This window comes from Pseudomonadota bacterium (assembly GCA_016195085.1).
Classification (GTDB): domain Bacteria; phylum Pseudomonadota; class Alphaproteobacteria; order SHVZ01; family SHVZ01; genus JACQAG01.
Map to the genome: position 1 here is coordinate 1 of JACQAG010000090.1, position 11,695 is coordinate 11,695.

Annotated in this window: 10 protein-coding genes; 6 read left to right on the top strand and 4 right to left on the bottom strand. The window is 67.7% G+C overall.

Features of this window, described 5'->3' with window-relative positions; genetic code table 11:
* Positions 1-301: 301 nt before the first annotated feature.
* Complete coding sequence (locus HY058_22405) at positions 302-1,303, bottom strand: 4-hydroxyproline epimerase (GenBank protein MBI3500055.1); 1,002 nt, start codon at positions 1,301-1,303, stop codon at positions 302-304.
* A 68-nt stretch (positions 1,304-1,371) separates the two neighbouring features.
* On the opposite strand from HY058_22405, the gene HY058_22410 reads away from it, so the two are divergent.
* The 4 genes from HY058_22410 (at position 1,372) to HY058_22425 (ending at position 4,638) form a co-directional block, all read left to right on the top strand.
* A complete protein-coding gene (locus tag HY058_22410; protein MBI3500056.1) occupies positions 1,372-2,631 on the top strand; it encodes an FAD-binding oxidoreductase in 1,260 nt (419 codons plus the stop codon).
* 13 nt (positions 2,632-2,644) lie between these two features.
* Complete coding sequence (locus tag HY058_22415; GenBank protein ID MBI3500057.1) at positions 2,645-2,923, top strand: hypothetical protein; 279 nt, start codon at positions 2,645-2,647, stop codon at positions 2,921-2,923.
* 3 nt (positions 2,924-2,926) lie between these two features.
* Positions 2,927-4,072 carry a carboxylate-amine ligase gene (locus HY058_22420; protein MBI3500058.1) on the top strand — a complete coding sequence of 382 codons (1,146 nt, stop codon included), beginning with the start codon at positions 2,927-2,929 and terminating at the stop codon, positions 4,070-4,072.
* A 62-nt stretch (positions 4,073-4,134) separates the two neighbouring features.
* The gene (locus HY058_22425) at positions 4,135-4,638 is read left to right on the top strand and encodes a GNAT family N-acetyltransferase (protein ID MBI3500059.1); all 504 of its coding nucleotides are present in this window, start codon (positions 4,135-4,137) and stop codon (positions 4,636-4,638) included.
* A gap of 7 nt (positions 4,639-4,645) precedes the next feature.
* Here the strand turns inward: HY058_22425 and HY058_22430 are convergent, their stop codons facing one another.
* The 3 genes from HY058_22430 to cyaY form a co-directional block, all read right to left on the bottom strand.
* Positions 4,646-4,996: a hypothetical protein gene (locus HY058_22430; protein ID MBI3500060.1), complete on the bottom strand. Its 351-nt coding sequence runs from the start codon at positions 4,994-4,996 to the stop codon at positions 4,646-4,648.
* A gap of 301 nt (positions 4,997-5,297) precedes the next feature.
* Positions 5,298-7,118, bottom strand: a complete 1,821-nt coding sequence (locus HY058_22435; protein MBI3500061.1) for an ATP-binding cassette domain-containing protein — start codon at positions 7,116-7,118, stop codon at positions 5,298-5,300.
* A 4-nt stretch (positions 7,119-7,122) separates the two neighbouring features.
* Positions 7,123-7,458, bottom strand: coding sequence for an iron donor protein CyaY (cyaY, locus tag HY058_22440; protein MBI3500062.1), 336 nt, complete (start codon positions 7,456-7,458; stop codon positions 7,123-7,125).
* Positions 7,459-7,739: 281 nt separating this feature from the next.
* On the opposite strand from cyaY, the gene HY058_22445 reads away from it, so the two are divergent.
* Positions 7,740-9,785, top strand: a complete 2,046-nt coding sequence (locus HY058_22445) for a hydantoinase/oxoprolinase family protein (protein MBI3500063.1) — start codon at positions 7,740-7,742, stop codon at positions 9,783-9,785.
* Positions 9,782-11,503 (top strand): hydantoinase B/oxoprolinase family protein, encoded by a 1,722-nt coding sequence (locus HY058_22450; protein ID MBI3500064.1) that lies wholly within the window; start codon positions 9,782-9,784, stop codon positions 11,501-11,503. The genes HY058_22445 and HY058_22450 overlap by 4 nt, the downstream gene beginning before the upstream one ends.
* Positions 11,504-11,695: the final 192 nt, after the last annotated feature.

An 11,695-nucleotide genomic window follows, 5' to 3' on the forward strand; every position in this document is an offset into this window, starting at 1 on the left:
CCCGCTCGATCAGCCAATCCGCCCGTGCCGCAACCCGAACGTCCCCAAAGGCCATGGCAAAGCCTCCGGCAAAACCAGCCCTACTCCTTTGAATCAGATTCGCATTCACCACGGAATCATTTCCGTGAACGCCATAGCCCACGGGGAGAGGTCGCGCGAAGCGCGGGTGAGGGGAGGTAGCGCCGGTGATCGGTGTGCGGTGGGATGATGCAATCTCCCAGCATCGAAGCCGATCATCCGCTGCCCCTCACCCTGACCCTCTCCCCATGGGAGAGGGGACCGGATGCCGGACGCCTTCAGCTCAGGCCACGAGGAAGCCGTGGGCGAAGGGATCGCGGTCGTCGATGAAGATCGTGTTGAGCCCGGTCACCCGGGCCCAGCCTTGGATGGCAGGCACGATCGCCGGCCGGTTGCCGACCGTGGTCTCTGAGACGACGGTGCCTTCGAACAGGCTGCCGATAATGCTCTCATGGGTGAAGCGCTGGCCGGTCTTGAGCTTGCCCTTCGCGGCGAGCTGGGCCATGCGGGCGGAGGTGCCGGTGCCGCAAGGGCTGCGGTCGATCGCCTTGTCGCCGTAGAACACGGCGTTGCGCGCATCGGCCTTCTCGTGCTTGGGCTTTCCCGTCCAGAGAATGTGGCTCAAGCCCTTGATCGCCGGATTCTCCGGATGCGCGTAGTGGCCGGTTGCGTTCAAGCGGCGGCGCAGCTCCGGGCTGATGCGGATGAGATCAAGGGATGAATAATCCTCGAGATCGCGGTAGTTCGCCTGAGGCTCGACGATCGCATAGAAGTTGCCGCCATAGGCGACATCGACGGTGATCGCTCCGAGCTCGGGGCAGTCGACTTGAACCGCCTCGGCATAGAGGAAGGACGGCACGTTGGTGAGCTTGACCCAGTCGACGAAGGGGCCGGATTCGCCGTATTCGGCCACCACCAGGCCGGCCGGCGTATCGAGCTTGAGCACGCCCTTCTCGCGTGGTGCGACGAGCCCGCGCTCGATCGCCACCGTCACCGTGCCGATGGTGCCATGGCCGCACATGGGCAGACACCCGGAGGTCTCGATGAAGACGATGCCGACATCGCAGTCGGGCCGCGTCGGCGGATAGAGCAGGCTGCCGGACATGACGTCGTGGCCCCTGGGCTCGAACATGAGGCCGCGGCGGATCCAGTCCCAGTCGGCCATGAACTCCACGCGCCTGCCGCTGGCATCCTTCGCTTTGAGCGGCGGCTGGCCGCCGGCGACCACTCGGACCGGATTGCCGCAGGTGTGCGCGTCCACGCAAAAGAAGGTGTGCGTTGCCATGCCGTGGGTTCTGCCATGCGGCTGCGAGGCTTGCAACGCCCGGAGCGGAGGCTAATCTCCCTGCCGCCATGCATGACGCCGCCGCCAAACCCGCGCCAAATCGCCACGTCGCCGTCATCGGCGCCGGCATCATCGGGGTCTGCGCTGCCGTCCAGCTCTTGCGCCAGGGCAACCGGGTGACCTTGATCGACTCGGTCGAGCCCGGCCGCGGCACCTCCTTCGGCAATGCCGGCGGCATCGCGGTCGGCAGCATCGTGCCCTTGTCGCTCCCGGGCACGCTCCGCCAGGTGCCGGGCTGGCTCATGGACCCCTTGGGTCCGCTGGCGATCCGCTGGCGCTATTTGCCCAAGCTCGCACCCTGGCTGTGGCGCTTTTGGCGCGCCGGATCGCAGGCCCAGGTCGAGCGCGCGGCGGCCGCGCTCGCCGGCTTGCTGGCGCCCACCTATGACGACTACATGCCGCTGTTGCGCGACGCCGGGCTCGTCGATCTCCTGCGCCGCGACGGCTGCCTGACGCTCTACGAAACCCGGGCGGCTTACGAGGCCGAGCTCTATAGCTGGGACTTGAAGCGCGCCCATGGCGTCGGCCTGGAGATCGTCGGCCGGGACGAGCTTCGGCAGATGGAGCCCGACATCGCGCCCAACTACGAGCTGGCGGTCTATCAGCCGGATTGGGGCCGCGTGCTCGACCCCTACAAGATTGTGGCGGGCCTGGCGCGCTGGTTCGCCGGCAATGGCGGCACCATCGCCCAGGCGCGGGTGACCGGTGCGGCGATCGGCGAGGCCGGGGCGACGGCGCTCACGACCGACGCCGGCAGCATCGCCATGGATGCGGTGGTGGTCGCCGCCGGCGCCCGCTCCCATGAGATTGCCCGCTGGCTCGGCTCCCGCGTGCCCTTGGAGACCGAGCGCGGCTATCACCTGACCCTCCCCAATCCCGGACCCTCGCCCCGGCGCACCATCTCTATGGGCGGCTGGGTGATGACGCCGATGGAGATGGGCCTGCGCCTTGCCGGCACGGTCGAGCTCGCGGGCCTGGAGGCCCCGCCGGATTGGCGCCGGGCGCGGATTCTGGCGGAGCGGGCGAAAATCGTGCTGCCGGGCCTCAACAGCGAGGGCGGCACCGAGTGGATGGGCCATCGTCCGTCCTTGCCGGACTCGCTGCCGGTCATCTCCGGGAGCCCGCACCACGCGAATGTGTTCTATGCCTTTGGTGCCTCGCATCTGGGCCTGACCGAGGGCGCCACCACCGGCCGCCTCATTGCCGATCTCGTCGCCGGCCGAACCTCCTCGATCGACCTCGCCCCTTTCCGGGTCGACCGGTTCTAAGGCGGCCGTAGCGATGCTTCTCGGTCCCGACGACCCGGCCGCGGTCACCACGCTCCGCCAAGAGGGTGCGGCACCCTTCCTCTTGCTGTGCGACCACGCCTCCAGCGCCGTGCCGAGCGCTTTGGGCGATCTCGGTCTCCCCGCTTCGGCCTGGAACCAGCACATCACCTACGACATCGGCGCGGCGCATTGGGCCGATCGTTTCGGCGATGCGCTGGGGCCGATCCTGGCGGATCCCCGGCTCTACCGGGTCAACCCCGACCACACCCAGACCATCAAGACCAGCGCCTGAGCCATGCCCGCGAGCCAGCCCAGCTTCACCATCGGCATCGAGGAGGAGTACCACCTCGTCGATGTGAAGAGCCGGGATCTCGTGCCGGAGCCGCCCGAGGCCCTGCTGCCGGAATGCCAGGCGCTGCTGGAAGGCCAGGTGACGCCCGAGTTCCTGAAATCGCAGATCGAGGTCGCCACGCGCAAATGCAATTCCGTCGGCGAAGCCAGGGCCGACCTCGCCAAGCTCAGGCGCACGGTGGCGGCGGTGACGGCGCGCTACGGCTTGGCGCCGGTCGCTTCCTCCACCCATCCCTTTGCCGAGTGGGCCGCACAGCGTCCGTCCGAGCGGCAGCGCTATCAGGAGCTGGCCCGCGATCTGCAGGGCGTGGGCAGGCGCCTCGTCATCTGCGGCATGCATGTGCATGTCGGCATCGACGACGACAATCTGCGCATCGATCTCATGAACCAGGTCGGCTATTTCCTGCCGCATCTCCTGGCCTTGTCCACCTCCTCGCCGTTCTGGCTGGGCGAGGACACCGGGCTCAAATCCTACCGCATCAGCGTCTTCCAGGGATTGCCGCGCACCGGCCTGCCCGAGCAGTTCGCCAGCTGGGGCGAGTATGAGCGGCACGTGAACGTGCTGGTTCAGGCGGGCCTGATCGCGGACGCGACCAAGCTCTGGTGGGATCTCCGGCCCTCGGCACGGTTCCCGACCTTGGAGATGCGGCTGACCGATGTGTGCACCAGGCTCGAGGACGCCATCGCCATCGCCGCCCTCTATCAATGCCTGTTGCGCATGCTCTGGCGCCTGAAGGGCAGCAACCAGCGCTGGCGGGTCTATGCGCGCATGCTGGTGGATGAGAACCGCTGGCGCGCCCAGCGCTACGGCATGGACGAAGGCCTGGTCGATTTCGGCAAGGGACGCGTCATGCCCTATGCTGATCTCTTGGAAGAGATCCTGGTTTTGATCCAGCCGGACGCGGCGGCCCTGGGCTGCACCGCCGAGATCGCCGATGCCCGCCGCATCGTCCAGCGCGGCACCAGCGCCGACCGGCAGCTTCTGACATACCGCGACGCGCTGACGGCAGGTGCCACGGCCAAGGAAGCCTTGGCGCGGGTGGTCGACATGCTGATCGCCGAGACCGTCGGCGGGCTCAACAGCCCGTAGCGTCAGGCCCGCGATTGGATCCTGCAACTCTCACCACGAAGCGTCTTGTCCTGCGTCCCTTCGTGGTCGCGGACGCAGCGAGCGTGGTCGAGATCAAGTCGAACTGGAACGTTATCCGTATGCTGCGCATGGCGCCGCACCCGCTGACTATGGCCGACGAGCGCACTTGGCTTGCGAGCCATGCGGGCGAATGGCGCGCGGGCACCGCCTATCGCTTCGCGGTCACCATCGCCGGCTCGGTGATCGGCTGCGCGGACGTCGATGACATCGCCGAGGGCTCCGGCAGTTTCGGCTACTGGTTCGGGGAGCCATGGTGGAGCCAGGGATATGCCACGGAGGCCGGGGAAGCGGTGATGCGTTTCGCCTTCGACCAAGTCAGCCTCGCGGGACTCACATCCGGCCGTGCCGCGGACAATCCTGCCTCAGGTCGCGTGCTGGAAAAGCTCGGCTTCAAAAGGACCGGAGAGATCAGCGTGTGGTCCAAGCCCCGTGGCTGCTCCATCCGCCAGGTCACCTATGCGTTGCGGAGGGATCAGGTCGTGCCGTTGCCCGAGAGATCGGCGTAGTGACTTATTAGATCGCGATCTTGGTTTCGATCGCGTCGTAGTCGGCCCTGACGCCGCCGTCCGTCGTGTCGAGAAGTCCTGCTGCAGTCAGCGCTTGGACGTCGGCGTGAACATTGCTGTAGTCGCGCGCCAGCGCCTTCGCCAAGGCGCGGACGCTCGCGACCTCGTGCCGGCGAACGTAACGCAGGAGTTCCATCCGCTTACCTGTGAGTACGCGGGCGAGCGCGGCCCAACTCTCGAATGTCAGGTGTCGCTCACGGAAGGATTTGCCACGCTCCGCACGGCGCCAGGCATCGACGAAACCGCGCGCCGCTTCATCCTCAATCGCGCCGCCGACGGTGATCTTCATGTTGCTCATTTGCCGCCTCGTAGGGCCCGCACATCGGACCAGAAATTAGCATCATACGATGGCTCTGGATACCATATGGTATTAGTTACCATATGGGCGGAGTTGTTCCCGAAGCTCGACACTCTTAGGCTGGGCGCGGCCCAACGGCCGGGACAGTGGGAGTCGCAGATTTTATCTAGATATAACAAATACTTATTGTCGCGACCGGGGTCTCGTCCCGACGTCCCCATCCCGCGCACTCGGATTCAGGGACGAAGGCGAGTCTTTGCCGGAGCGACGGCGCCGCGGGGACTCGGAGTCGGCGTTCGCGCTAATCCGCCGACAGCCGCGCCGCTTCCGCCCGCGGTTCCTCGAACTGCAGCTCGGCCAACCTGGCATAGAGGCCGCCCGAGCGGATGAGCTCGGCATGGCTGCCGGTCGCCACCACTTGGCCCTGGTCCATGACGGCGATGCGCTTCACCTTGAGCACGGTCGCCAGCCGGTGCGCGATGACAAGCGTGGTGCGCCCGGCCATCAAGCGGTCGAGCGCCTGCTGCACGGCGCGCTCGCTCTCGGCATCGAGCGCCGAGGTCGCTTCGTCCAGGAGCAGCACGGCGGGATCGCGGAGGATGGCGCGCGCGATGGCCAGGCGCTGGCGCTGGCCGCCGGAAAGCCTGACACCCTTCTCGCCGAGATGCGTGCCGAAGCCGTCGGGCAGGCGGTCGAGGAACTCCGCAGCGAAGGCGGCCTCTGCCGCTTGCCTCACCTCGGCGTCGCTCGCCTCGGGCCGTCCATAGCGGATGTTCTCCCAGGCGTTGGCGGAGAAGATGACCGGCTCCTGGGGGACGAGACCGATGCGCTGGCGGACCTGGCTCGGATCGGCAAGGGCCAGCTCGACCCCGTCCAGCCTGACCACGCCCGCGCCGGGATCGTAGAAGCGCAACAAGAGCTGGAAGACCGTGGACTTGCCCGCACCGGAAGGCCCGACCAGGGCCACCGTCTCGCCGGGGGCGACCGCCAGCGAGAATTCGCTCAAGGCGGAGCGATCCGGCCGCGAGGGATAGTGGAAGGTGACGCGCTCGAAGGCGATCGCACCCGCCGCCGGCGTCTTCAGCGGCACCGGGTCGGCCGGCGCCTTGATGTCGGGCTCGGTCGCCAAGAGCTCGACCAAGCGCTCCATGGCGCCGGCCGCGCGCTGCAGCTCGCCGATGACCTCGCTGACGGCACCGGCCGCACCGGCGACGACGATGGCATAGAAGACGAAGGCCGAGAGCTGGCCCGGGCTGATCTCGCCGGCGAGCATGTCTCGGCCGCCGATCCAGAGGACGACGCTGACCGCGCCGAAGACCAGGAAGATGACGACGGCGGTCAGGAGTGCGCGCGCGCGGATGCGACGGACGGCGGCGGCGAAGGCATCCTCGACCCGGCCGCCGAAGCGCATTCGGTCATGCGCCTCATGGGTGAAGGCCTGGACCGTGCGCACCGCGTTCAAGGTCTCGTCGACATAGGCGCCGACATCGGCGATCCGGTCCTGGCTGTCGCGGCTGAGGCGTCTCACCTTGCGCCCGAAGACCAGGATCGGCACCAGCACCAGGGGCACGATCAAGGAGACCATCAAGGTCAGCTTCAGGCTGGTGATCGCCAGCATGACGGTGCCGCCGGCGAGCAAAAGCAGATTGCGGAGCGCCACCGAGGCGCTGGAGCCGACCACGGTCTGCACCAGCGTGGTGTCGGAGGTCAGCCGCGAGAGGATTTCGCCGGTGGGTGTGACCTCGAAGAAGCCGGGGCTCAAGGAGAGGACCCGCGCATAGACCGCGCGTCTCAGATCGGCGATCACCCGCTCGCCGATCCAGGAGACGAGGAAGTAGCGGGCATAGGTCGCCGCCGCGGCCACCACGACAACGGCCAAGAGCCCGATCACGGCACGGTCGAGCATGGCGGCATTGCCGCCGCTCAAGCCGTCATCGACGAGACGCCGCAGCACGGCGCCGAGGCCGAGCACGGTCGCAGCCGCGACGACGAGGGCGACGGCGGCCCCTAGGATCTGCAGGCGATAGGGGCGGAGATAGGAGGCCAGCGCCAGGAGCGGCGCGAAGCGCCGTTCCGCCTGCTTCGCGCCGGCCAGGCCCGACCGGCCCACGGTGTCGCGCATTCCCTCAGCCAAGCCGAAGCTCGACGCCGGTGGCTCTGGCGAGCTCATCGGCCAACAGGCTGGCGAGCGTAGTCCCGCCCTTGGTCGCACGCCAATGGGAGGGGCTCGAGTCGCCGCCGGCATGCTCGAAATGCCAGCCGCCGCTCGTGGGCGAGGCGAGCCAGATCTGGCGGTTTGGACTTTGCTTGTTGACGATGTATTTGGCGCCGGACTCGAGCTCGATGGTGAGGATGCCGTTGCCGAGGTCGACATCGGCGAGGTCGCCGAGGTCGTCATCGAGCGCCGTCATCAGCTCTCGCAAGGTCGCATCGGCAAGCACCTGGAAGGCGCCCTCGTCCATTGGTCCATGCCCCGGTTTTGAGATGGTAGGGATATAGCAGTCCGACCGACGACCTACAACCGGGCCAGGCGGCCAAACCGCAAGGAGGGACCGAGTCCGCGGCGACCTCATGCTTCGACAAGCTCAGCATGAGGCTCAAAATGCTGACCTCATGGTGAGCTTGTCGAAGCATGAGGTCGCTGCAAGACTCGATCCACCCGTCTGGCACCTTGTTGCACGGGACGTTGTCGGCCAAACTCGCCGCCGCACTCGTGTGGGCTTGGGCAGCGTCTGGGGCAGCAATGGCTTGGGTAATCGGCGTCGACGTCGGTGGCACCTTCACGGACTTCTACGCCTTCGACGATGCCAGCGGCACCGTGCATCTGCACAAGATCCCCTCCACGCCCGCGAACCCCGCCGATGCGGTGCTGGACGGTATCAGCCAGCTCTGCCGGACGAAGGGCATACGGGCCGTCGATATCGCGAGGCTCTCCCACGGCACCACGGTCGGCACCAACACGCTCATCCAGCACCGCGGCGGCAAGGTGGCGCTGGTCACCACCGAGGGGTTTCGCGACCTGATCGAGATCGGCCGGCAGATCCGGCCGCGCATGTTCGACTTCCAGGCCGATCACCCGATACCCTTGGTGCCCCGCGAACGGCGCTTCGAGGCGGGCGAGCGCATGACTGCCGACGGCAAGGCGCTCCGCGCGTTGGACGCGGCCGGGGTTCAGGGCGTGGTCGACAGGGTCGCCGCCGCCGGGGCGGATGCCTGCGCTGTCTGCCTCATCTTCGCCTTCCTCAATCCCGCGCATGAGCGGCTGATCGCCGCCGCGCTCGCCAAGGCGCTGCCCAGCCTCTACATCTCCATCTCCTCCGAGGTGCAGCCGGAGTTCCGCGAATATGAGCGGCTCTCCACCACGGTCTTGAACGCCTATCTGCAGCCGGTGATGGCCCGCTATCTGGGCGACATCGAGGCCGGCATGCGGACGCTGTCGCCGGGAGCCGCCATCGGCATCAACCAGTCGAGCGGCGGGCTGATGTCGGTCGAGCGCGCCCGGCGCTTCCCGATCCGCACCGCCTTGTCCGGGCCGGCGGCGGGCGCCGTCGGCGCCATCCACATGGCCCGGCTCTCCGGGATCCCCGACGTGATCTCCCTCGACATGGGCGGCACCAGCGCCGACGTCGCCTTGATCCGCGACTATCAGGCGGGCACCACCTTCGATCGGCGCATCGAGGGCTACCCGGCGCGGCTGCCCAGCGTCGACATCAACGCGGTCGGCGCCGGCGGCGGCTCGATCGCCTGGTTCGACAAGGACGGTCTCATCAAGGTCGGGCCGATGAGCGCCGGCGCCGTGCCTGGCCCCGCCTGCTACGGCAAGGGCGGCACCAGCCCGACCGTAACCGACGCCAATCTGGTGCTGGGCCGATTGTCGCCTCGGGGGCTGCTGGGCGGCGGCATGCCCATGGACGAGAAGGCGTCGCGCGCCGCCATCGAGCCCTTGGCCGAGCGCCTCGGCTTCGCGGTCGAGCGCACCGCCCACGGCATCATCGGCATCGTGGTCGCCAACATGGTGCGCGCCATCCGCGCCGTCTCGGTCGAGCGCGGCCACGATCCCAGGCGCTTTGCGCTCCTGCCCTTCGGCGGTGCGGGTCCCTTGCACGCAACCGATGTCGCCCGCAGCCTCGGCATCCCTAAGATGCTGGTGCCCTTGGCACCGGGCATCCTCTGCGCGCAAGGCCTCATCGTCTCCGATCTCCGGGAGAGCTTCGTGCGCACGGCGCGGACGCGCCTGGCCGAGAGCGAGGCAGCGTCGATCGGCACGCTCGTGGATGACCTCCGCCGCGAGGCCGCAATCTGGTTCGATGCCGAGCGCATTCCTCCATCCGAGCGGACCGCCCGGATCGTGCTCGACATGCGCTATGTCGGGCAAAACTTCGAATTGGCCGTGCCGATCGAGGATGCGGAGGCGCTGCCGGATACGGAAAGCCTGAAGCAACGCTTCTTCGCCGAGCACGAGCGCAGCTACGGCTTCCACAACCCCGAGGATCCGATCGAGATCATCAATTTTCGGCTGATCGCCTTCGGCCGCCTGCCGCGTCCGGAGACCAGGCCCGAGCCCGCCTCCAAGCGTGCCGCCCCGAAGGCGAACCACCGCCGCCCGGTTTGGTTCGCCGCCGACCGGCCGGTGGAGACGCCGGTCTTCGAGCGTGGCCGGCTCGAACCCGGCGTGGCGCTCGTCGGGCCGGCGGTCATCGAGCAGCTCGACGCAACCACCTTGCTGTTTCCCGGCGACAAGCTCACCGTCGATCCCGTGCGCAACCTCATCCTCGAGGTGACGATATGACCAAGCCGGCTCCCCAGCTGGATCCGATCGGCCTCGAGATCCTCTCGAACGGGCTTCGCTCGATCGCGGACGAATGCTTCATCGCTCTGATGAAGAGCGCCTACTCGACCAACATCAAGGAACGCAACGACCACTCGACCGCTCTCGTCGATGCGCGGGGGCGGCTGGTGGTGCAGGCGGAGAACTCGCTCGCCATCCATTTGGGCTCGATGCTGGGGCTGATGACGGCGGTCCTGGCCAAGACCCCGGTCGCCGACATGCGCCCCGGCGACATCTTCGTCGGCAACGATCCCTTCGTCGCCGGCGGCACGCATCTGCCCGACATCAACCTCGCCATGCCGGTCTTCATCGACGGCGAGCTCCTCTGCTTCGTCTGCAACATCGCCCACCACGCCGATATCGGCGGCATGTCGCCGGGCAGCATGGCCGGCGGCATGACCGAGATCTACCAGGAAGGCTTGCGCGTGCCGCCGATCCGGCTCTTCCGCGGGGGCGAGCTGGTGGAGGACGTGCTCGATTTGCTCTTGCTCAACGCGCGCGTGCCGCAGGAGCGTCGCGGCGACTATTTCGCCCAGGTCGCATCCTGCCGGCTGGGTGCGCGCCGGGTCGCCGAGCTGGCGGCGAGCCAGGGCAGAGCCACGCTGATCGCCGCCTTCGACGGCATCATCGAGCGCACCCAGAGCCGCATGCTGGCCGGCATCGCCCAGATCCCGCCCGGCTCCTATCATTTTGCCGACATCATGGACGATGACGGCATCGACACCACCAACATCCCGATCCGGCTCCGCATCGATGTCGGCGCCAAGGAGCTCCAGGGCCGCATCCGCTTCGACTTCGAGGGAACCGCGCCGCAGGTCCAGGGCAACATCAACTGCACCATCAACGCCACCCAGGCGGCGGTCCTCTACACCCTCAAATGCCTCCTCGATCCTGACGTGCCCAACAATCACGGGCTGATGCAGGTGGTGGAGATCGCCGCACCCCAAAGCAGCATCGTCAATGCGGCGTTTCCGGCCGCGGTCGCCGCGCGCTGCAACACCGCACAGCGCATCGTCGATGTGATCGTGGGCGCGCTCGCCCCGGTCATGCCCAACGCCGCGGTGGGTGCCGCCAACGGTGCCAACACCACGGCGGTCTTCTTCGGCAAGGATCCGCGCACCGGACAGGACTACGTCTATCTCGAGACCTTGGGCGGCGGCTTCGGCGGCCGTGCGACCAAGGACGGCAAGGACGGCGTGCAGGTGCACATGACCAACACCTCCAATCTGCCGGTGGAAGCGATCGAGATGGAATACCCGCTCCTGGTCGAAGGCTACGGCCTCGTCGATGATTCCGGCGGCGCCGGCTGCCATCGCGGCGGCATGGGGCTGCGCCGGGTGGTGAGGCCCGTGGGGCACACCGCGATCTTCAGCGGCCAGGGCGAGCGCTTCGTCAACCGCCCCTGGGGCGTCTTCGGCGGCGGCCCGGGTGCGACCGGTCGATTCCTGCTGCGCGACGGCAAGGGCACGGAGACCATGCTTTCAACGAAGCCGTCTTCGGTAGCGCTTACGCCCGACGCGGCGGTGGTGATCGAGACGCCGGGTGCAGGCGGCTACGGCAAGCCCGCCGAACGGGCGCCGGCGGATCTGGCGGAAGACTATCGCAGCGGCAAGTTCTCGCAGGCCTATATGCGCGAGAAATACGGCTTCGATCCGACGTCGGCGAAGGCGGCGGAATGATACTGACGATCGTCGGGGGAACCGTGCAGGGAAACCCTCACCCTCCCACGCTTCGCGCGGGCCCCTCCCTCTCCCGCGATGCGCACGGGTGTCCGGGGAAAGTCATGCATAGCTGAAGGTTCCCTGGTTGGGGGAGGCGGTTGGTTGTCGGCGGTTGGGATTAAGCGGGGGCGGTTTGTCGATTTTGGCGAG